Genomic DNA, 20,603 nt, shown 5'->3' with positions numbered 1-20,603 from the left:
GACGAACAGCGGCAGGGTGCGGCGGGCGATGCGGATGGAGACTCCAAGGATCTAGGGGCAGGGGGGTCAGCGCGTACGGCGGAGCGGGGACACGGCCTTCGCTGAGGCCGGCGGCAGGGCGGCGCTGGTGGTGGGCGCCGAGTGGCGCAGGTTCACGCCGATGCCCTTGGCCGTGAGCTGCTGGACCACGGAGTGGACGCGAAGGGCACGACCGGTGTCCCCGTAGGCGGTGGGCAGGAGAAACGCTGCTTGGTGCGGGTGGTACTGGAAGCCGTGGGTGTACAGGGTCATGCGGGCATCCACCGGCACGCTCTCGTACGGTGCGCCGAGGGCTCCGTCGCTGTACAGGGTCAGGGTGAGGACCTGGTCGACCTGCGGTGGGGCGGGCCGGTGCGGAGGCTGGGGCTGGTGCTCCGCGTTGTTGAGGACCGCCCGCAGGGCCTGTTCGTAGCGGGGTAGCAGCCGCCGGGCGATGCGTGCTGCCGCCCGCGCGGGGTCCTTGGGAACGGCGATGCCGTTGGGTTCCGCGACTCCGGCGAAGTGGTGGGGCTTGATGCGCGCGCCGTCGGGGGCGAGCGCAGCGACGACGAACTGGTGCGGGTAGCGAGGCCGGTCGGTCACGTAGAGCCGCTGGTCGGCCGGCCCGTGGAGCACGGCGTCGTGGGTGAGGACGTACTGGCTGACGACGTAGTCGACGTGGCCGGTGTCCCAGAGCTGTTCGGTGCGGGGGAACTGGTCGGCGTACTGCGAGTGGCGCTGGTACTGGCTGGTCCAGGTGCCGGGCAGGCGCGCGGAAAGGGCGGCGGCGAAGGCGGCCAGGTCGGTGCGGAGTGAAGTCATGTGTTCCGGGAGGGAAGCGGTGGTCCGGGGTCAGCGCGTGTGCCGCGGCTGTGCCGGCGGGAGCACTCGCGGGGGCAGGGACGGTGTACGGGCCGGGCTGGAGGGCAGTCGCGGTGCCGACGCGAGCGGAGTGAGGGCCCGCATCCTGTCCTCGGCCACGTGCAGGACCTCTCCGAGGTTGCGGATCTCGGCGGCGGCGTCGGCGAGGTCGTACGACAGGTCGGAGCCGTCGTCCTCCTCCGCTTCCTTGGCTTTCTCCCCGGCTGCTTCGAAGAACTCGCCGAGCTGCGCCAGCAGTCCGTCGGTGGGCTCCAGGATCTGGTGCAGCAGGGCAGCAGTATCCGCATGCGACTCCGCTCCGTTGAGCCGGTCGGTCAGAGCGCGCAGCGCGTCGCCGTAGACGTAGATGGGAGCGTCGTCGGGTGTGCCGGGGACGCCCTGGGCCTGGGGCGGGGGCGTCGGCTGGGCTGAGTGCACGTGTGGGCTTTCGCCGGGCAAGACGGGGTGCGGCAGCAGTCCGAGCTTGGCCAGGCGGTGGTTGATCGCCTCGATCAGGGGCTGGGCGCTGCCGCCGTGGCGGGCTTCGGGCCGCTGGGGAGCGCCGGGGTCGTCGGAGGGGGCCGAGTCGTAGAGGACCTCGAACAGCGACGGGTCGTCGGGGTGCTCACGCGTCGCGATCCAGCCCTCGGGGTCTCCGGGCGGGCGCTCGGAGGACGGCTCCTGCGGCGGACCGATGATCAGGTAACTGTCGTCGGGGAGAGAGACGCGCACGATGTAGGCGCTGAGGCCGAACTCGATGTCGCACTGCAGGCCGCGCGCCCGCAGCGGCGTGGTGATGTGCGCGTGGCGACGCCACAGCTCCTGCCACCACGGGGTGTCCACGTTGCGGTGGTCGGGAAGCGGTGCGAGCGAGGCAACGCGGCGGGAGTCTGGGGTGCTCGCTTCGTCAGCGGCCACGGTTCCTCACGCGGGAGGAGGCGGGAGATCGGTGCGGTGGAGGCGTCCGTCCAGTGGGGGTGACTCCCGGCTGCGACTCCTGACTGAAGCCGAGTTCGTACTCGTCGTGGGTGGCGATCAGGTCGTGTTCCATCTGGGCGTCCTGGTCGGCGACCTGTGCCATGAGGTCGTCGACTTCGGCTCGGCGTTGTTGGTATTCGGCCCATTCGGTGGCGTTCAGGTGAGGGGGACGTTTCAAGAGGACTCCGTGTGCAGGCGGTGGCGGTGCCGTGTCGATCAACAGTGGTGGTCCCTCGGGATCGCGTTTGCGAGAGTCGGGCGGGACTGGAATCGCAGAAAGAGAGCTATCGGCGGGGTGCGGTACCGGGGGACGGAGGAGCGGGCGGGACGCCTGCGCTGGCCCCAGGCTGGCCGCCGGTCGGTGTCGCGGGGGTGGGAGCCGGGTCGTAGGCGGCGCGCAGCCTGCTCAGGCCGGCCTCGTCGGCGAGGGCCAGGACCGACAGCGCCCGGCTGGCCGCCGTCATCAGCAGGTTTGAGGGAGATCCCTTGGCCGCACCGCGGTTCTCCCGCCGCCACCGGGCGGCGGCGACGAGGTAGTCGCTCACGGCGCGCAGTGCAGGTTCGGCGGCGTCCAGGACGTGGTCGGTGACTGCTTCGATCTCTGCCGGAGTCTGAGCCGCGGCGAGGGCGTCCAGGTAGGGGGTGAGATCAGGTGCGGGCCAGGGCTGGTCCGGCAGCGGATGCGCGTCGCGGAAGGGCTGCGCGTCGCGTCGCGCCCACCGCTTCAGGTCGCCGCGGGTGGCGAGGTTGTACCGGGCGGCGTGGATCTGGTCGGCGTCGCGGCCGACGTTGTCGTACAGGTCGAAGTCCGGGTCACGCGGGGAGATACGAGAGTCCTTCGATGGGGTGTTGTCAGGATTCGTGAACTAGACGCTTTTTCAATGCATTCGGGCGTCGGTGTCGAAGAGCGCCAGCTCGTTGGGATGCAGCAGGTGCTGGACGATGAAGGATCTGCCAGCGACTTTCCACAGACCACGGCCCCGGTTGAGGTGCGCGATGGCGTCCATTTCCACAGAGGTCAGGCCGAGCAGGGCGGCGGCGGCGTGGAGTTGGTCGGTCTCCTGGCGGTAGATGATCCGGGTGCTGCAGTCGGCGAGGAGGCCCTCGGCGAGGGCGCGGCCTTGTGATCCGGCGTCGCCGGCGGTGAGCAGGTCGGACAGCCGGTGGATCACCATGAGGTTGGCGATACCGAGGCCGCGGCTGAGCTTCCACTGGGCCTGCATCCGCTGCAGCAGGCCGACGTGCCGCATCAGTCGCCACGCCTCGTCGTACACGATCCAGCGCCGGCCACCGTTCAGGTCGGAGAGGGCGGACTCCATCCAGGCACTTGCGCAGGTCATGGCCAGGACGAGGGCGGTGTCGTCGCCGGATCCGCCCAGGCGGGACAGGTCGATGGTGAGCATCGGCGCGTGCGGGTCGAAGGCGACGGTGGATGGGGCGTCGAACATGCCGGCCAGGTCACCGTGGACGAGGCGGCGCATCGCGTGGGCCAGGTCGCGGGCGGCGTCGCCGAGCTGGCCGGACATCATGCCGGCGGCTTCGTCGAGCGCACTGGGGGTGTTGAGGGTGGCGGCGACGTCGCCGAGGAGCGGGGTGCGGCCGGTGGCGGCGGCGCGGGTGACGACGGCGTCGAGGGCGACGTCGAGGGCGGTGTGCTCCATGGGCATCAGGTCCCGGCCCAGGACGGTCCGGGCGAGGGAGCCGAGCAGGAGCAGGCGCCGTTTGCGGATCTCGCCGACCCAGTCGGCCTCCGTGACGCTGTCCGGTCGCGGGGCCGCGTCCAGGGGGTTCAGGCGTCCGGGCAGTCCGGGGCCGAGAGCGACGGACCGGCCGCCGAGGGCTTGAGCCACCGGTGTCCACTCGCCCTTGGGATCGCACGGGACGTAGACGCGGTAGCCGAAGGCCACCGAACGCAGCGCGAAGGACTTGGCGAGCGCGCTCTTGCCCTGGCCGATCACCCCAGCGAGCAGGAGGTTGGGGTTGGTGAAGCCCTCGACCTTGCCGTACAGCGCGAACGGATCGAAGACGAACGATGCCTCGGCGTGGACGTCGCGGCCGATGTAGATGCCCTCGGCGCCGAGCCCGCCTTCGGCGAGGAAGGGGTAGGCGCCAGCGGCCACGGCGGTGGTCATGCGGTGGGCGGGCAGCTTCAGCCGGTTGTTGCGGGCGGAGGCGGGCCCGGGGCGTCCGCTCGGGGGGTAGAGCGGAGCGGGCATCTCGTGCTCGGCGGGTGTGCTCTCTGCCTGGTGGGCGCTGGCTTCGGCGCGGGCCTTGGCGGTGGCTTCGGCGAGCTGGCGGCGGGCTGCCTTGCGGCTGGCCCGGTCGGTGCCGTGCGGGGTGAACAGCGGGCTGGCGGAGGCGCGGCGGGCGCGGCGAGCGGGCCGGTGACTCATCGGGGGCCCTCGATTCTGCGGGTGGTGCTCATCGCACGCAGGCCGCGGTGTGCGGGCGGAGGTTGGTGGGGGTGGTCTTGCGCCGGATGCTGTGCCCGGCAGCGAGGTGGCGTTGGCAGATGGTCAGCACGGGCGGCCCTTCGGGCAGCCGTTCCGGATGGCACGCGCTCGTCTCCGTGTCTGCCTGCGCTGTTTTGCCCGGCAGCAGGTGGAAGGCGGAGTGGAGCTCGGTCGTGGCCTGCCACAGCCGGGTGTGCGCGGTGGCGAGGTGGCGGCCTGCTGCAGGATGCGGGGGCCCTGCTACCTCGGCCAACTGGTCGATGAACCGGTGTAGTTCGGTGAGGTGGGCGTGGAGAGTGTCGAGGTGCCCGCGATCCGGGGGCGCGGCACGGTTGAGGGCACGAGCGTGGTGGCGGACGCCTGCGGTGGCGGCCCGAAGGTAAGGGTGCGCGTCGGGCGCGCTGGGACGGGGAGGGATCAATGGGAGGTCCTTGCCGCCAAAGAGGCGGGAGCGGGGTGCGGGGGCGAACCGGCAGCTACAGGGTGGTGCGGGCGAGGGGAAGTGCGGCAACGGCGAACGCGTCGGGCTGCTGGTAGTTCAGCCGTCGCAGGTCGACGCCCGAGGTGACGGCGTGGGTCTCGATCTGGGCGCAGGCGGCGTCCAGGAGGGCGTCGGTCTCGGCGGTGACGGTGACGAGGCCGGTCAGGGCGACGTCCGCGTGCCCGGCGATGAGCTGGCGCTCACGCTGTTTGACGTCGGCGTACTCGACGGAGTCTTCCTCGCTGTCGACCTGCCCGCGGCGGGCGCGCTCGTTGGCGTCGGCGATGATCGCGGCCTTCTTGCGCTGGACGTCCCGCAGCGCGGACTCGAGCCCCTGCGGTACGTAGATGAGGGACAGGCTGCGCCGCACGCCGGCCGTGAACATGAGGCCGTGCATGAATCCGGCGTTCGTCTCGGTGCGGGGCCAGTTCTCCACCCAATATGTGGCGTGCCGTGCGCTGTCGGTGGCGAGGCGGTCGTACTCCTCGACCTGGACGACGGGACCTGCGGCTGTGGGATCGGCCTCGGCGCGGCCGGTGTCGGACCACTGCTGGAGTGCGGCGAGGGCCCCCGGGTCGTAGGCGGTGCGGATGACGGCGGCGATCTCCCGCGCGGTCAGCCACCCGGTGACCATCAGTCCGGCGTTGCGGACCGCCTGGGCGATGGACGCGGTGGTCTGCTCCATGACGGTGAACGCCCCGGGCAGCCCGCCGCCGGCCTGCGAGATCAGGCGCCGGGCGGCCTTCAGATCGAGGGAGATGGCGAGGTAGGTCTCGTGGGGTGCGGCGGCGGGACCGGCCGAGGCGACCAGTTCGGAGTAGATCTGTCCGGCGACCGGTGTCTGGGGCTGCCCGTTCTGGGCCCAGTGGCGGGTGAGGGTGTCGCCGCTGTCGGGGACGGTGCGTTCCAGCACCTGCACGGTGGCGATGTGCCCGGTACGGGCGATGCCCGCGAGCGCGCGTCCCCAGCTGCCCACGTTGTGGTTCTGGGTGGCGGGGTCGAGGAGGGCGAAGGCGCGGCTGCTGACCCGGGCGATGGCGGTCAGGGTCTGCCGGTGCGGGTCGTGCACGGCCGCGGCGCCGTTGGCGGAGTCGCCGGGGGTGACCACCTTGAGGGAGGCGGCCGTGCCGGGCAGGTGGAGGACGCCGTCCTGCCGGGGCCGGGTGACGGGCCGGGCGAGCCAGAGCGTCTGGCCGGTGCGTCGGCGCTGTGCGTAGCGGGCGACGATCGGCGCCCAGTCGATCAGGGAGCGTCCGTGCCGACGGATCACCACGAGCGCACCGGAAGCCGCCCACAGCGGTGCCAGGGCGACGGCGCCGACCAGCCCGGTGGAGACCACCGTCATCAGCAGCAGCGCCAGCGTGCAGGAAACAAGAACGAGTTGGGGCAGGGAGAGGCCGAGGAGGATGCCGCGGCGGGACCGGTGCGGAAACTTCACCGTGACCGGAGCGACGGAGAGATCAGTCAAGGGGCGGGTCCTGAAAGGCGCGGGTGGAACCCGGGGGCGGGAGGTGGCGTGCACGTCCCGCCCCCGGTAGACGGCAGGGGATCACAGGCCGGTCGCAGGCGGCGGCGGTGAGGCCGTCCCGCCGGGCGTGGCGTTCTGTGCCCCAGGGGACGGTGGTGCGCCCTGCGGCGGCGGGGTCGTGGTCGGCGGCACTGACTGCCAGCCGCCTTGCTGGCCGGACGCGGCGCTCGCGCCGGATCCGCCCGGCCCCGGGCTGCCGCCCACCTGGCCGCTGGTGTCGTCGGAGACGCTCGTCGGCGCGGGCTGGACGGCCTTCTCCAGGCCGGACTTCATGGCACCGCCACCGGGCGAGCCGCCCGTTCCGCCACCCTGCGAAGCGTCCTTGCTGCCGCCGCTGTCGCCGGTCGGGTTGGCGGCGATGTCGCCGGGGAATCCGCCTCCGCCTGCGGCGTCGGGGCCTTGCGCGGCGGCGACACCCACTCCGGCTGCCGCGCCGCCGGTTCCGGCGGTGGCCGCTGCTGCCGCGGCCTTGCGGGCGGCGTTCTCGGCGTGGGCCTTGGCGATCTGCGCTCCGGCGCCGCCAGCGCGGTGGATGGACTCGCCGTCGGTGCCGTCGGCCGCCCAGTGCACGAACTTGAACACGGCATACGGGCACAGCAGCACCAGGATCATGATCACGATGCCGGACATGACGTCGGCGAGGGCGGCGATGCCGTCGGTGGCGTCGGTTTTGCCCATGGCTGCGATGCCGAGCACGAAGATCACGGTCATCAGCAGCTTGGAGACCACCAGGGTGGCGGTAGCTTCGATCCACCCCTTGCGCCAGCGGCGTGCGACTTCCCAGCCGCCGCCGGCGGATGCGAAGACGGCGAGGGTGACCATGACGAGGATGCCGACCTTGCGGACCATCATCACGCACCAGTAGAGGAAGGCGCCGATGGCGGCGCCGAGACCGACGACGACCGGGACGAGCCAGCCGAGTCCGGCGAGGGACCCGATCTGGCTGACCTTGACGATGCGGCGCACGGCCGACTCGATGTTCAGGTGCGCGGTCTTGAACAGGCCGTCGCTGACGGCGTCGACGACTTCGACGGCGACCGTGGTCAGGGCGATGGCGCAGAAGGCGAACAGGACCCCTGACATGGTGCCGGTGAACGCCTGGGTGAGGGCTTGTCCGTCGCGTCTGACAGCGGCCCGGACGAGTTGCGCGCAGAAGGTGGCGACCAGCAGGACCAGGCCCAGTGGCAGCAGCATCTCGTAGTTGTCGCGGAACCATCCGGCGTTCAGGTCGACTCTCGTGGTGGTGTTGACCGCCTTGGCGGCCAAGTCGGCCGCTGCTGCAGCCAGCTCACCTGCGGACTTCGCCATCCAGTCACCGATGGCCTTGCCAGGGTCCGAGGCGAAATCGACCGCGTCGCCGACGGCGCACAGCTTGTCCGCCAGGGGGTAATCACAGAAACCCACGGGGAGTTACTCCTCCTTGTCTCGTGTCAGGCGCGGGTCACTGCGTGACGCTCGGAGCGATGGCGGCCAGGGAGCAGTCGTGGCCGGGGCGGCACTGCACGGCGAGGGTCACCGCGCGGTCTTCGGCTCCGCCGCCGCCCTTCTTCCAGGCGATCTGCTGCTTGCCGTTGACGGTGACGACGTAGATGTACGCCTCGGTGATCGCCGAGGGGTCCTCGGCGAGGGCCTGCTTGAACGCGCCCGGGTAGTGGCCTTCGGTGATGCGGGCGGTGGCGTGCTGGTCCTGGTCGGCCATCCGCGACCACAGCACCGGATCCGGGACCTGGCCGGAGACGGACGCCCAGTCGGCGTAGGTGGGCTCCTTGGTCATCCACGCGCGCATGCCGGCGAGCTGCTGGTCGCGGCTGGTGTCGCGGGTGTCGTAGGACCACAGCATCTGGGCTGCTGCCTTGGCGTACGCGACCGGCTCGGCGATCTGCGGAGGCTCGGGCACGGAACCGGAGCCGACCTCGGGTTTCGGGGCGGGGGCCTCGGAGGAGGACGGGCTGCGCGTCGCGGCCGGCCCGGCAGCGGTCGGATCCCGGTGGGCGTTGCCGCTGCCGGACAGCCAGGCGACGGCTGCGGCGATGGCGAGCAGGACGGCGACGGCCGCGGTGACGATGGCGATGCGCCGGTTGGCCGACCAGCCGACGCCGTAAGAGGACAGCGAGAGGGTGGGGACTCGGTTCCGCATCAGTGAACCTGCGAGCCGAGGGCGGAGAAGAACGCGACGATTCCGTTCGCGGCGCCGAGGCCGAGGGCGGCGCCCGCGGCGACGACGGCGCCCTTCTTGCCGTTGGCCTCGGCCTGGTGGCCACCGGTGTGGTGGCCCCAGGCCCACACGCCGAGCGAGACAGCGAGGGCGCCGACGACGGCGATGATCCCGAACATGTTGATCGAGTTGACGACGTTCTTCAGCACGCTCAGGCCGGGCAGGCCGCCGCCCTTGGGTGAGATCCCTGGGTCGTAGGCGAGCTGGATGACGCGGTCTGCGAGAGGGAGGGACATAGGTGTGGCGGGGCTCCTTGCATACGCGGGCCAGACGAGGGGCCGGCGGGTAGAGGGGAAGCAGAGGGGAGATGCGCTCGGGGCGCGGAGATCGCCGTGGCCGGGCCTGTTCGGAGCGGTGTCCGGGCGGGGGCGTCAGATGACGCGGCGGGCGGCGAGAATCGTCCAGTCCTTGATCGGGGTGATCCGGACCGGCTTGGTGGTGCGCGGTGCCTCGATCACGAGGCCCTCGCCGATGTACATGCCGACGTGCTCGGGACGGCTCGCCGTGCCGCGGCTGAAGATGAGGTCACCGGGCTTGAGGTGGGCGGCCGAGACCGCCTTGCCTTCATTTACCTGCGTGTACGTGGTGCGGCTGAGGGTGACGCCGGCGTGTGCGTACGCCTGCTGCATCAGCGAGCTGCAGTCGCAGCGGCCCATCGGGTCGGGGCCGTGGGCGTTGGTGCAGGATCCGCCCCACTGGTAGAGGGTGCCGAGCTGGTGCATCGCCCACTCGATGGCGTTGCGTGCCTTCGGGTCGGCGTCCTTGGGGATCTTGTATCCCTTCGGGACGCTGCCCTCGGGGATCGGGCCGAAGCCGGAGCCGTCCTGGCCTGGAGCGCAGCCGGTAGTGCCGGCTCCCGGGTCCTTGCCTGGGTTCGGCTCCTTGGCGTCCTTGTTGTTGCCGGCGCCGGGGAAGGTCTTGGCGATGGCTTCCTGCAGCGCGGTGGCCAGGTGCTCCCACTGCGCGTAGGCGTCCGGCAAGCCGGACTGCTGGACGGCTTGGGCGGCCTGGGTGACGGTCATCTGCTGCCACCCGTGCACCTTGAGCAGGTGCTTGTAGAACTGCTCGCTCGCGTACGTCGGGTCACGGATCTGCTCGGCGGTGCCCCAGCCCTGGGAGGGACGCTGCTGGAACAACCCAAGGCTGTCCCTGTCGCCGTAGTTGAGGTTGCGCAGCCTCGACTCCTGCATCGCCGTGGCGAGCGCGATGACCTGGCCCTTCTTGGGGACGTCAAGGCTGATACCGGTGGCCACGATCGTCTGGGCATTGGGCACCTGCTCGGCGGGCAGGTCCAGGCCCTCGACGTGGACGTTCTTGCCGGACGCCCCGTCGAGGATCTTGGTGACCTGCTCGGCGACCTTGCCGGTGTTGATGTCGTTCAGGCAGATGAGGGAGCTGCTGCTGCTTTGAACGGCGTTCGCGGAGGACGCCATCATCATGCCGGTGCCGGCGAGCAGAAGCGGGGAGAGGAAGACGACGCCGATGCCGGCGGCGAGCGCCTTCAACCGGAGCGGACCGCTCGTGGGTCAGCGAGGTCGGGCAGGGGTGGGTAGCGAGACGTCATGAGCGTGTCCTTCGGGGGTGCGGTGTCCGGCGTGCCGCGTGCGCGAGGCGTGGTGGAAGGGCGCGGCGGCCGGGGTGGGCGATCAAGGCGGACCGATGTGGGGCGAGTTGCCGCTCGCTCCCAGCTGGCCGGGCCGTGAGCTAGGTGTGCCGGGGCAAGGGGGTACCTCCGTGAGGTGTGGCGGGGGAGTAGCCAGCGGCGGTGTGCGCCGGGCGGTTCAAAAACAGTAGATGCGGATTGGCGGTTGACCAAAAAGCTGGCGCGAGGTGCCGGAATCCGGCACCCTCGCACGGCACTTCTTGGTCGTCGGCGGATTCGCCTCTACAGTTTTTGGACTCCCCTCGCCTCCTCGGTCTGCGGCCCTGGGCTTCTGCACGCCCACTTCCGGCCTGCGAGGACTCCTGTGCGAGGCGGCTAGTTCCCACCGTGAATCCGCACCCGAATAGGGGCCCCTCTTTGCCTTTTTCCCTTCACCAGGGCGACGCCCTTGCCGTTCTCTCCGGCCTTCCGGACGGCTGCGTCGACTCCGTCATCACCGACCCGCCGTACAACAGCGGTGGCCGGACCGCGAAGGAGCGCACCACCCGCTCCGCGAAGCAGAAGTACACCTCCGCCGATGCCAAGAACGACCTCGCAGACTTCACCGGCGAGAACATGGACCAGAGGTCCTACGCGTTCTGGCTGACGCAGATCATGACCGAAGCGCACCGTCTGACGAAGACCGGCGGGACCGCGCTGCTGTTCACCGACTGGCGTCAGCTCCCGACGACGACGGACGCGATCCAGGCCGCCGGGTGGCTGTGGCGCGGTGTGCTGGCCTGGCACAAGCCGCAGGCCAGGCCGCAGAAGGGCCGGTTCACCCAGAACTGCGAATTCATCGTCTGGGCGTCGAAGGGGGCGATCGACGGCTCCCGGAACCCGGTCTATCTGCCCGGCATGTACTCGGCGTCGCAGCCCTCGGGCGCGCAGCGCCGGCACATCACGCAGAAGCCGGTCGAGGTGATGCGCGAGCTGGTCAAGATCAGCCCCGAGGGCGGCACGGTCCTCGACTTCTGCGCCGGCTCCGGCTCCACGGGTGTGGCCGCTCTGCTGGAAGGCCGGGACTTCATCGGCGTGGAGAAGACCGAGCACTACGCGTCGATCGCGGCCGACCGGCTCACCGAGACGACCCGCCGGACCCTCACGCAGGACGACGTGGACCTTACCGGCTGAGCCCCGTCCTTGCCTGCTGCCAAGGCGACCGGCTCCCCAAGCGTAGCCGTCGGCGACATACCGCCGTAGTGGCCGTGCAGCTCGCCGGATGGGCCGCGCGCAGACGCTTCCGTCCTTTTCTCATCCCGTGTCTCGTAGGAGGCCGAGCTTTTCAATGTCCGAATCAACAAAGTCGCCTGACGATGGCGAGTTGGAGCCGGTTCGTATTCCGGATCGACAGCTGGAGGGAATCGAGGCGAGCGTGCGGCGGCTCATGGAGCAGTCGGCGCAACAGGCTCAGCAGCTCGACCACCTCGCGTCCGCCCCGCCGCCCAGCGGATCACCGTTCGCCGCCTTCGGCATGCCAGGACTCGGCGGGCCGCCTCCCGCCGCTCCACCGGAGCCCCGCCCGATCCTGGAACTCGACGGAGAAGAACGCGAGGACGAACTCGACGCCCTGTCCGACTGGGTGGATGACTTCTTCCTCCCGGTGTACGGGGCGGAGGTCACCACCGCGGCACCCTGGTGCCTGCAGTGGCAGGAGCACGACGACGTCGTGGCCTGGCTCCACGCCCTGTGGCTCGCCTACCAGCAGCACAAGGATCCCGAAGCCGGGCTGTCCGGCCTGTTCGTGTGGCACCGGGACTTTCTCACCCACGCCGTCGCGGCGATCCGCGCGCCGGGTGGGCCGCTGTCGGCCTGCATGACCTCGCCCGACCGGCCCGCGCACCGCCTTCTGCCCGGTCCGCCGCCGTCCGTGCGCACGGAGACGGCGAACACGACACAAGCCGCCGAACCGGACGAGCCGACGTCATGACCGCGGGAGCGGGACAGCCCGCCTTCGGACTCAGTTTCGACCCCCGCGCGCTGACCGATCTCCTCCAGGCCCCCAGCGACATCCGCGACCTCACCCTCGCCTACCTGCAGGAAGTCGTGAACGCGCAGCGCTTCGGCCTGCGTCTCGACGGTGACCTGGAGGGATTCCGGAAGCTGTTCGTGGACTCGCGCAAGGACTGGCGCGTCGTCTACGGCGTCCGCCCGGCACCCGCGGAGTCCGCGCATCCCAAGGAGATCCACGTCGTCGCCATCCGGCCGCGAGCAGGCAACGACGTCTACGACGAGGTCGGCCGCCGCCTGGGGATGACCCGCCGGCCGCTGAGCGCCCGCACCCACGCGGCACGCTCGCGTTCCCCGCAGCTGACCACCCGCGCTCCCGTGCCCCGGCCCGGTCCGCCGCCCACCGCACTGCCGGGGCTGCCCCGTCCCGCCCCAAACCCCGCGCACCATCACACCCGCTGAACGCACCGAGGTCCGCCTATGCCCCCTCCACCCGCGCCGACACCAGGTCGGCGCGCGGTCTCCCCGCTCGACCACCGCCTCCAAGCCGTCACCGGGCACGACATCGACACCCTGTGGGCCTACCGCGACCGCGGCGTCCTCGACGAGCAGCACGCCCACCTGGTCGACCGGCACCGTGAACTGGCCAAGGCCCAGACCAGCGTCACCTTCTACCTCCGGCTCCTCAACCGCCTGTCCAGCGGCGAGTTCGACGTCGACAGCGCCCTGTTCACGCGCATCGACCGCACCGTGGACCAGCTGGAAGAGGCCGCCGCCGCGCGGGACGCCGCCGCCCGGGCGGTGCTCGCCGCCCTGGAGCCCATCGAAGCCGCAGCGGCGGCTTCCGCGCCCGACGCACGGCAGCTCTCGACGGATGACCAGGCGGCGCTGCTCGCCATCGCCGGCGGCGCCAAGCTCTACGAACACCTGCTGACCGGCCGGATGTCCGTCACAGCCGCCTCCGGTACCCGCATCCCCCACGCCAAGCTGCAGCAGTTGGAGGACGCCGGCCTGGTCGTCCGGGACACCGGCCACCCCGTGCACGCAGGCCAGCCGGTCGCGCTCACCGACGCCGGACGGGCCGCGCTGTTCGCCGCCCGCCGGGCTCCCACGGTGCAGGCGCCGAAGGTCCCGGCTCGCCCCGGCGCATCGCGGCCCACCCCGGCGCAGCGGCGCTGACTTCACCGAAAGGCCCTTGTTGTCTCCCACCGACCCGGCGCCGGACCGGAAGTCCCTCCCCGAAGTCGACTTCGACCTGGACGACCTCGACGCCGACGAGGAGAAATACCTCGACTTCTACCGCAAGGTCGCCGTCCACGAGGACATGCTCGTTCCCCTCGCCGAACACCACGACGGCCCGCACAGCTACTACGTCCTGTTCGACCGCACCACCACCTGGGGGCACCCCGGCATGCCGCAGGTGCTCGCCGTGCATCTGCAACGGGACCGCGAGAAGCGGACGTTCAGCTTCGAGCATGCCCCTCTGCCGCTGCCCGCGATGGCGCAGTCCTGGCTCATCCACCGTGGCTGTCCGTCCGATGCCATCGCCCTCGCCCCACTGGGCCCGCCGCCAGCGGACGAGGCCACGCGCGCGCTGGAGTTGCGCCTCGCCGGCGACGGCGACCACTACGCCATGGGCTACTCCTACACCAGCGACGACCCGGACGACATGGTCATCGTCGTGGCCCTGCGTGCCCTGGACGAGCGAGCTCCCTCGCCGTTCCGCGTCGTGGTCGAAGAGGTCGACACCGAGACGTGGACGCACACCCTGCGCGAGGGCGGCTTCGACACGCTCGGCGAGGCACTGCAGTGGTGCGACGACCGCCTCGCGGGCGAGGCCGGCCCTCTTCCGCCGGTCCGCCCAGCAGCCGCAGTTAGCCGCCCGGCCGGCTTGCCGAAGGCTCCTGCCCCGCGCCCGCCCGGCCGCTCACGCTGAGCGTCAAAGCCGACCAGGGCGGCGCAACATAGCCGACGATCGCCGGTTAGCCAAACCGGCGAATATCCGGACTCTTATACAGCCGCCGGGACAACACCCGCGGCACCTTCCCCGCAATCCCTATGCCTTCACGGAGGTTTCTTCCGCATGCGCTCCACCCGAATTGCCATATCCGCAGCCATGCTCGGCGCACTCGCTCTGCCTGTGCTGTCCGCCACCACCGCCAGCGCGACCCCCGCGAGCAGCTGCTCGTCCCAGCCGCCGCTGCCGTACGAGGTACACACCAAGGCCGTGACCATCCGGTCCAAGGCCACCACGAAGTCCACCGCGCTCGGCGTGCTCTACAAGAGCCACAAGTTCACCGTGCACAAGAAGAGCGGCAACTGGCTCTACATCACGGACAAGACCACCGGGGTCAAGGGCTGGGTCTCCGGAACGTACGTCTACCGCGACGTCCGAATGTGCCTGGACTGACAGAGCCCAGCAGGTGCCCGTAAGCGGCTCAGCCACCGGGTACGGCAGCCCCTCCCACCCCAGGGATCGGCCTTTCCAGAACAGGAGATTTCCCTTTGCCCGATGGCATATCCGATGAGTCTGAGGATGTCGTGGGCGTGCTCACCGAACGGATCGAAGCGCGCTTCGACATGGGCATGGACCAGTTGAAGGCCGCGGTCGCCGCCGCGCCGACCGCGAATCCCGATGCCACCGACGTCGTCAAGTGGCATGGCCTTCTCGTCGAGGCCCAGTCCGTGCTGGAGCGTGCGGAGGACGACCTCCTCGCTGCGCTGCAAACCCAGCCCAGCGAGATCGACGATCCGACGATGGGCCTCGCCCACCGGGTGAACGCGGCCGTCACCGCCCGCGACGGCCGAGCCATGGTCGTGCGCTGGCTCCTCGACCCGGACGCCCCGGGGAAGGATGACCTCGCCGCCCAGCGCCTCGCCCGCCTCCGGCCCCGAACCGGCCCGGCGGTGCAGACCAGCGCTCCCCACCGGCCCGCCGGCACAGCCGCACCGGCATCGGCGTGGCGGCCGGCAAGGACCGCCCGATGAGCCGGGACAAGGCCAGCACCATGGACGCCGACCTGCAGAAGGTCTTCGGCAACCCGCTACCCGAGCTGTACGAGACGGCTGCCAGCCCAGGTGCCTCGCCCGCGCTCGCCCGTGCCCTGGAGCTGCGTTCGTTCCTGGCGCTCACCGAGGAGCAGGTCGCCCGCGTCCGCGACCGCGTCCACGCCGACATGGACCCGGACCGCGACATGGGCGAACTGTCGGCGGACAAGCTCCGCTTCGACGCGCAGTGGCTGGAAGCCGCACTGGAGGCCCGCGACGGCTACCGCGCCGCCCTCGGCGGACTGCTGCGCACCATGCCCCCGCCTGCCCAGCAGGCTCGGCCCGTACGAACGGCTCAGCTCAGGGCCACCGCAACCCTGCCCCCGTCTGCCGCCCCGGCACCGCAGCGTGCCGGGGCGGCCCGGGCCCGCCGACCGTGAAAGCCCACGCTTGCCCCACCTCACGTCCACCGACATAGCCGGACGGATCGAGGACTTGTACGGCGCGCCGCTCGCCGACCTCGAAGCCCACGCCCAGGACCAGCCGCCCGGCATGCTCTCCGCCCTGCTCGGCATGCACGACGACCTCGCCCTCGCCGAGCGCAGCATCGACGTCCACCGCGACCACCTCGCCCGGCTCATCCACCCCGAGCGGCAGATCGACCCGCACGAGGTCTCCCACCTCCTCGACGGTGCACGCCGGCTCGCCGAAGCCGTCGCCGTCCGCGACGTCCAGGCCAAGTCGGTCGCCGCCGTCCTGCAGAGCCTGGCCCGCGTCCCGGCTTCGACGCCTGCCCCGCCGGCTCCCTCGCCGTCCGTTCCAGCTCCGCCTCTACCGGTGCCGAGCCCGGCACACAGCCGCTGACCCAGGCGATCTCTCTCTTTCCTTCACCCAGGAGTTCCTCCCTTGGCCATCACCGCTCTGCCCCCTGACACCGACGCCGACATCGCCCGGGTCACCGAGGCCCTCGCCATGATCACCCCACGCTGGAACGTGAGGATCCTCCTGGCCCTCTCCGGCCCGCCGCTGCGCTACAGCGAGCTGGCGGCCAAGGTGTCCTGGCTGCAGAACGGCCAGCTCCACCCCAAGCTCAAGTCTCTGTGCGACGCCGGACTCGTCGAACGCACCGAACACACCGCACGGCACGTGAGCTACCGCCACACCGAACGTGGCGCGGCCCTGCTGCCGGTCCTGCCGGTGATCGTCACCTGGGCCGAGGAACACCTGGAGAAGGCGGACGGTCCGCTGCCCGCGATCGAGCAGATCGAGGACGGCCTCACCCTGCTCACCCGGCGCCACGCCGCCGCCATCCTGTGGGTGCTCAAGTCCCGACAGGAGGTCAGCGGCCGGGCTCTGGCCCGGATCGTGATGCCCAGCAGCGACTGGACCAACATTTATCCGCCGCTGCGGCAGCTCGTCGCCGACGGCCTGGTCGACACCGACGGCATCGGCCAGCCCTACCGGCTGTCCGCAGCCGGCGACGGCCTTGGCCCCGTGCTCGGCGCCCTGTCCGCCTGGTCCGCCGGGCAGAGCCTCGACCAGGCGGCCCAACACCCGGTCTGGGGACACCCGCAGGCGAAGCCCGCGCCGAGGCCGTGGCTCAGCAGCCAGCCACGGCCGACCCCCGCGGCGCTCCCACCCGCTCGCACGACCGCATCCTCTCCGGCGTGGCACCACCGCGATCTCTTCTCGCACGCTACGACCGCCCGCCCGAAGGCAGCCATCCCGGCGGGAGGCCCGCGCCGATGAGCACCCCCTTCACCCCTGCCGAAGTACGCCACGCCGTCGAACTTCTCGCCTCGCGCTCCTTGATCCGCCTGGTCACCGAGATCGACGACAACGGCGCCATACCGCCGCGACGGCTGGCCGGCACCCTGCCCGACCTCTCCACGCACCAACTGCGAAGCGCCTCCGACACGGCCCGCGCCCACGGCCTCGTCCGGATCGCACCCGGCTCCGGTCTCGAACTTACCGAGGCAGGAGCGGAGTTGGCCGACCTGTACGACGCGATGGCTCGCTGGGCCCGGCGTCACGCCGTCCCGGCCCCCGTCTGCGAGTTCAGCCGCCGTATCCGGCACGTCCTCGACCTGTTGGCACTGTCGCTCTCCACCGAGCGCGCCGACGCTCTCTCTCCGCTGACCGGCGACGGTGCCGAGGCGGGGCTGGCCCGTCCCCGCACCCTCCTGATCCAGTGGCTGGCCGACAACCCCCAGGTGGCCAGGGTGCCCGAGCCTGAGCCGGTCGCGTGAGCGCAGCGGTCACACCGCGGCACGCACGCCACACCGGCGGGCTGATGCGCAGCATCTACCTGCCGCGCACGGCGGACGCGTTGGCGTTCGCGATGTCCACCTACGGCATCCCGCTGCTTGTCCTAGCCACGACGCGATCCGCTGCGCTGACGGGCGCCGCCTTCGCCCTGGAGTGGATTCCGCGGCTGGCTGCGTTCGGGTGGGCCGGCTCGGTCGTTGACCGGCGCGGTGCCTCGGTGGTCTTCCACCTTGCCTCCCTGGGGAGGGCGCTGGCCCTCGCCGCTGGCGCGGTCCTGCTCCACCTCCACCCGTCCGGCACCGTGGCGGGCGCGACCGTGATGGTGCTGGCGGCGACGACCGGCGTGCTCACCGAGTTCAGCTATATCGCGGCCGAGACCGCGGGCGCCGCCGCCGGACGGCGAGCAGGACGGCGGGCCCACCGTGTCCAGGCCGTCCTGCTTGGCATCGACCAGACCGCAACCATGGCCGGGCCGGCGTTCGCCGCAGTGCTCCTGCTCGCCGGGCCGCCGCCGATGCTCGCAATGATCAGCGTGCTCTCGCTGCTGGCTGCCATGCTCGCCCTGCGCACCCCGCCCTCGCCCGTGGCACCGGCCCGCGCGCCGAAGGGGCAGTCCGGCGCCGGACTGCTCACCGGGTGGCGCACCATCCGCTCGCTGCCCGCGCTCGGCTGGCTCGTGACCGGGCTGACCCTGTCCAACCTGGCCACCGGCCTTCTCCAAGCGGCCGGCCCCGTGATCGTCGTCAAGCACTTCGGGCAGTCCACCACCGCCGTCGGCCTCGTCTGGTCCGCCGCTGCCGCAGCGACGCTCCTCAGCGTCACATTCTGCCGGTTTGCGATCGACCGCCTCGGTCTGTGGCCGGTCGGCGCCGCCTGCGCCGCCCTCGCCTCACTCGGCTGTCTCGCCGCCGCCCAGGCCCCCGACTACCGGTCCTACCTCGTCCTAGTCGCGGTCCTCATGGCGGGCGAAGGAGGCATGACGGTCGTCCTGCGCACCCTGCGCTCCCGCCTGATCCCTCCGGAGAAGTTCGGCAGCACCCTGTCGGCGACCATCCTCATCCTCCTGCTGCCCTTCCCCGTCGCCGGCGTACTCACCGCGCTCGCCCCGCCCGACGCCCTGGGACACGTCATCACCGCATGCGCCGCCCTGCAGGCCATCGGCCTGTTCTGCTCCTTCGCCCGCCTTCGCACCGATCCCGTCCTGCGCACCTGACCCTGCTGCGTCCTCAGCCTGTGGAGAACTTCATGTCTATCGCCGCCCTCGGATCGCACCGCGCGACCGGTCGCACCATCACCGAGCAGTTCCACGCCTTCGACGCCCACAACCCGAACGTCTACCGGGCCCTGGAACGCATGGCCGCCCGCCGTCTGGCCTCCGGCGCCACACGCGTCGGCGTGAAGGACCTCTTCGAGGACCTGCGCCGCCAACTCCCGTACGGGGTCGCCGGGCTGAACAACAACTTCACCGCCCTCTACGCCCGTCGGCTGATCAGCGAAAACCCGCACTGGGCTGCGGCGTTCGAGTTGCGCCGCCGTCGTGCCGACTGACAGTTCTCGGTTTCCTCCCGCCTAAGCATCCTCGGCCGGCACCGACTTCGCCGCTCTGCTCCGCCGGCCCCGCTCGCGGCGGCTGCTCGCCGGACACTCAGCGGCCCTGCGCCGCCGAGGGCCGCCGTCCACATATCCCTGCCCCCTCTTTAGATTCTGAGGAGCCTGTTCTTGCCCGACCGTCCTGTCGTCCTGGTCGTCGCCGCATCCGACATGGAGGCCGAGGCGTACCGCGGGTACTGCCTTCAGTCCGTGGCCGCCGTCTACGACGTCGTCCTGATCACCGGCGAAGAGCCCTCGTGGGAGACGCCGTACCTGCGGGACTGCGTGGTCGTGTCCGATCCGACCGACCAGGCGGCGCTGTCCGCCGCCGGCCGGGACCTGGCCGACCGCTACGACCTTGCCGGCGTGTTCACCTGGACCGAGTGGTACCTCGTCCCGGTCGCCCGCCTCGCCCGCCAGCTCGGCCTGCCCACCACTGCCCCGGAAGCCATGCAGGCATGCCGCAACAAAGCCACCTCCCGTACGTTGTTCGCCCGGCACGGGGTTCCGTCGGCAGCCTCGGTGAGCGTGCGCACGCGTGCCGAGGCCCAGGTGGCGGCCGAGCGGATCGGCTACCCGGTCGTGCTGAAGCCCGCCGCGCACGCGGCCAGCATCGGGGTGATCCGCGCCGACACCCCCGAACAGCTCACCGCCGCCTTCGCGTTCGCCGACCAGGCGGCCGGGCTGGGACTCGAGTCCACCAGCGTGCTGGTGGAGGAGTATCTCGACGGACCCGAGGTGTCGGCCGAGTGTGTCACCTACGGCGGTGAGACCACCGTGGTGGCCGTCACCCGCAAGACGGTCAGCGCCCCGCCGTATTTCGAGGAACTGGCCCACTCGGTCGACGCCGCCGACCCACTGCTCGACGTGGTCGCACCGGCGGCACGCGCCGCGATCCACGCCCTGGGAATCACCGACGGCGTCTCCCATGTCGAGATGCGGCTGGTCGACGGCCGGCCGCGGCTGGTCGAGGTCAACGGCCGGATCGCCGGTGACATGATCGGCCATCTCGTCCAGCTCGCCACCGGCATCGACCTGCCGCGCACCGCCGCCGACATCGCCTGCGGCCGTGCCCCCGACCTCACCCCGACCCGGTCCTCGGCCGCCGCGATGCTGCTGCTCTACCCTGACACCTCCGGCACCTTGCTCCGCCTCGGATTCGACGGCGTCAGCCCGCGCTGGTTGGAACGCGTGCACTTCCAGCACCAGGTCGGCGACCAGCTGCTCCTCCCGGCCGACGGCGGCAACATGTTCACCGCCCGTATCGGCTACCTGATCACCACCGCGCCCACCGCGGACCTCGCACAGGCCCGCGCCAAGCAGGCTGTGCGCCATCTGCAGGTCGCCCTGGTGCCGCACACGGCCGACGAGCCTGCTGCGGGTGGCCGCCCCGCATGACCCGCGCCGACGCTTCCGTGCGCCGCAGCCGTGTCCTGCTGACCAGCTACTTCCTCGGCCTGGGCGTGGTGATGGCGGTCTGGGGCGCCCGGATGCCGGCCGTCCAGCACGCCGCTCACCTCACCACCGCCGGCCTGTCGCTCGTCCTGCTCGCCGCCGCTGTCGGCATGGTTGCCGGACTGCAGGCCGGCGGCCGACTCGCCCGGCCCGACCGACTTCCCCTGCTTCTGATT

25 protein-coding genes and 1 pseudogene are annotated in these 20,603 nt (G+C 71.3%); 15 read left to right on the top strand and 11 right to left on the bottom strand.

All coding sequences use genetic code 11. The features are described 5' to 3' along the window. Positions 1-66: 66 nt before the first annotated feature. The 11 genes from AC5WS8_RS35585 to AC5WS8_RS35535 form a co-directional block, all read right to left on the bottom strand. Entirely contained in the window at positions 67-840 is a 774-nt protein-coding gene (locus AC5WS8_RS35585; RefSeq protein WP_496107635.1) for a hypothetical protein, read from the bottom strand. A 30-nt stretch (positions 841-870) separates the two neighbouring features. Beyond that, positions 871-1,797: a hypothetical protein gene (locus tag AC5WS8_RS35580; RefSeq protein ID WP_496107634.1), complete on the bottom strand. Its 927-nt coding sequence runs from the start codon at positions 1,795-1,797 to the stop codon at positions 871-873. Further along, positions 1,787-2,035, bottom strand: a complete 249-nt coding sequence (locus tag AC5WS8_RS35575; protein WP_189926037.1) for a hypothetical protein — start codon at positions 2,033-2,035, stop codon at positions 1,787-1,789. Before AC5WS8_RS35575 ends, AC5WS8_RS35580 begins: the two co-directional genes overlap by 11 nt. Before the next feature lie 106 nt (positions 2,036-2,141). After that, positions 2,142-2,402, bottom strand: coding sequence for a hypothetical protein (locus AC5WS8_RS35570; protein ID WP_006143170.1), 261 nt, complete (start codon positions 2,400-2,402; stop codon positions 2,142-2,144). 333 nt (positions 2,403-2,735) lie between these two features. Further along, positions 2,736-4,250 carry a putative type IV secretion/conjugal transfer ATPase gene (locus AC5WS8_RS35565; RefSeq protein WP_496107633.1) on the bottom strand — a complete coding sequence of 505 codons (1,515 nt, stop codon included), beginning with the start codon at positions 4,248-4,250 and terminating at the stop codon, positions 2,736-2,738. Positions 4,251-4,278: 28 nt separating this feature from the next. Next, on the bottom strand, positions 4,279-4,731 hold the full coding sequence (locus AC5WS8_RS35560; RefSeq protein ID WP_496107632.1) for a DUF6238 family protein: 453 nt from the start codon (positions 4,729-4,731) through the stop codon (positions 4,279-4,281). Between the two features lie 55 nt (positions 4,732-4,786). Further along, positions 4,787-6,259, bottom strand: coding sequence for an SCO6880 family protein (locus AC5WS8_RS35555; RefSeq protein ID WP_496107631.1), 1,473 nt, complete (start codon positions 6,257-6,259; stop codon positions 4,787-4,789). Positions 6,260-6,340: 81 nt separating this feature from the next. Further along, positions 6,341-7,723: an SCO6881 family protein gene (locus AC5WS8_RS35550; protein WP_496107630.1), complete on the bottom strand. Its 1,383-nt coding sequence runs from the start codon at positions 7,721-7,723 to the stop codon at positions 6,341-6,343. A 37-nt stretch (positions 7,724-7,760) separates the two neighbouring features. Next, complete coding sequence (locus AC5WS8_RS35545) at positions 7,761-8,456, bottom strand: hypothetical protein (RefSeq protein WP_496107629.1); 696 nt, start codon at positions 8,454-8,456, stop codon at positions 7,761-7,763. Continuing rightward, complete coding sequence (locus AC5WS8_RS35540) at positions 8,456-8,770, bottom strand: DUF6112 family protein (RefSeq protein ID WP_451548580.1); 315 nt, start codon at positions 8,768-8,770, stop codon at positions 8,456-8,458. Before AC5WS8_RS35540 ends, AC5WS8_RS35545 begins: the two co-directional genes overlap by 1 nt. A gap of 135 nt (positions 8,771-8,905) precedes the next feature. Further along, positions 8,906-10,039, bottom strand: coding sequence for a C40 family peptidase (locus tag AC5WS8_RS35535; protein ID WP_351733933.1), 1,134 nt, complete (start codon positions 10,037-10,039; stop codon positions 8,906-8,908). A gap of 515 nt (positions 10,040-10,554) precedes the next feature. Between AC5WS8_RS35535 and AC5WS8_RS35530 the strand changes: the two genes are divergently transcribed. The 15 genes and pseudogenes from AC5WS8_RS35530 to AC5WS8_RS35460 all read left to right on the top strand — a co-directional run. Then, positions 10,555-11,310 (top strand): DNA-methyltransferase, encoded by a 756-nt coding sequence (locus AC5WS8_RS35530; protein ID WP_361226356.1) that lies wholly within the window; start codon positions 10,555-10,557, stop codon positions 11,308-11,310. 253 nt (positions 11,311-11,563) lie between these two features. Next, on the top strand, positions 11,564-12,106 hold the full coding sequence (locus AC5WS8_RS35525) for a DUF4913 domain-containing protein (protein WP_061915836.1): 543 nt from the start codon (positions 11,564-11,566) through the stop codon (positions 12,104-12,106). Further along, positions 12,103-12,588 (top strand): hypothetical protein, encoded by a 486-nt coding sequence (locus AC5WS8_RS35520; RefSeq protein ID WP_061915839.1) that lies wholly within the window; start codon positions 12,103-12,105, stop codon positions 12,586-12,588. Before AC5WS8_RS35525 ends, AC5WS8_RS35520 begins: the two co-directional genes overlap by 4 nt. A gap of 18 nt (positions 12,589-12,606) precedes the next feature. Then, positions 12,607-13,305 carry a hypothetical protein gene (locus tag AC5WS8_RS35515; protein ID WP_006143154.1) on the top strand — a complete coding sequence of 233 codons (699 nt, stop codon included), beginning with the start codon at positions 12,607-12,609 and terminating at the stop codon, positions 13,303-13,305. Positions 13,306-13,321: 16 nt separating this feature from the next. Further along, positions 13,322-14,062, top strand: a complete 741-nt coding sequence (locus AC5WS8_RS35510) for a hypothetical protein (protein ID WP_399172613.1) — start codon at positions 13,322-13,324, stop codon at positions 14,060-14,062. A 180-nt stretch (positions 14,063-14,242) separates the two neighbouring features. Further along, positions 14,243-14,536, top strand: coding sequence for an SH3 domain-containing protein (locus tag AC5WS8_RS35505; RefSeq protein ID WP_061915846.1), 294 nt, complete (start codon positions 14,243-14,245; stop codon positions 14,534-14,536). 95 nt (positions 14,537-14,631) lie between these two features. Beyond that, positions 14,632-15,114: a hypothetical protein gene (locus tag AC5WS8_RS35500; protein ID WP_496107628.1), complete on the top strand. Its 483-nt coding sequence runs from the start codon at positions 14,632-14,634 to the stop codon at positions 15,112-15,114. Then, positions 15,111-15,554: a hypothetical protein gene (locus AC5WS8_RS35495; RefSeq protein WP_006143150.1), complete on the top strand. Its 444-nt coding sequence runs from the start codon at positions 15,111-15,113 to the stop codon at positions 15,552-15,554. Before AC5WS8_RS35500 ends, AC5WS8_RS35495 begins: the two co-directional genes overlap by 4 nt. Positions 15,555-15,564: 10 nt before the next feature. After that, positions 15,565-15,978, top strand: a complete 414-nt coding sequence (locus AC5WS8_RS35490) for a hypothetical protein (protein WP_365604909.1) — start codon at positions 15,565-15,567, stop codon at positions 15,976-15,978. Between the two features lie 42 nt (positions 15,979-16,020). Beyond that, positions 16,021-16,863 carry a winged helix-turn-helix transcriptional regulator gene (locus AC5WS8_RS35485; protein WP_006143148.1) on the top strand — a complete coding sequence of 281 codons (843 nt, stop codon included), beginning with the start codon at positions 16,021-16,023 and terminating at the stop codon, positions 16,861-16,863. Further along, positions 16,860-17,363, top strand: a complete 504-nt coding sequence (locus AC5WS8_RS35480) for a regulator (protein ID WP_496107627.1) — start codon at positions 16,860-16,862, stop codon at positions 17,361-17,363. The genes AC5WS8_RS35485 and AC5WS8_RS35480 overlap by 4 nt, the downstream gene beginning before the upstream one ends. After that, positions 17,360-18,595 (top strand): MFS transporter, encoded by a 1,236-nt coding sequence (locus tag AC5WS8_RS35475; RefSeq protein ID WP_360964992.1) that lies wholly within the window; start codon positions 17,360-17,362, stop codon positions 18,593-18,595. Before AC5WS8_RS35480 ends, AC5WS8_RS35475 begins: the two co-directional genes overlap by 4 nt. A 32-nt stretch (positions 18,596-18,627) precedes the next feature. Beyond that, positions 18,628-18,930, top strand: coding sequence for a hypothetical protein (locus AC5WS8_RS35470; protein WP_040896681.1), 303 nt, complete (start codon positions 18,628-18,630; stop codon positions 18,928-18,930). A 213-nt stretch (positions 18,931-19,143) separates the two neighbouring features. Next, positions 19,144-20,370 carry an ATP-grasp domain-containing protein gene (locus tag AC5WS8_RS35465; RefSeq protein WP_435612759.1) on the top strand — a complete coding sequence of 409 codons (1,227 nt, stop codon included), beginning with the start codon at positions 19,144-19,146 and terminating at the stop codon, positions 20,368-20,370. After that, a pseudogene (locus AC5WS8_RS35460) lies at positions 20,367-20,603 on the top strand (MFS transporter); the annotation flags it as partial. The gene AC5WS8_RS35465 and the pseudogene AC5WS8_RS35460, both read left to right, overlap by 4 nt.

Source organism: Streptomyces sp. PTL18 (genome assembly GCF_059510295.1).
The sequence above is the reverse complement of the archived record's forward strand: the minus strand, read 5'-3'. Positions and strand labels throughout refer to the sequence as shown.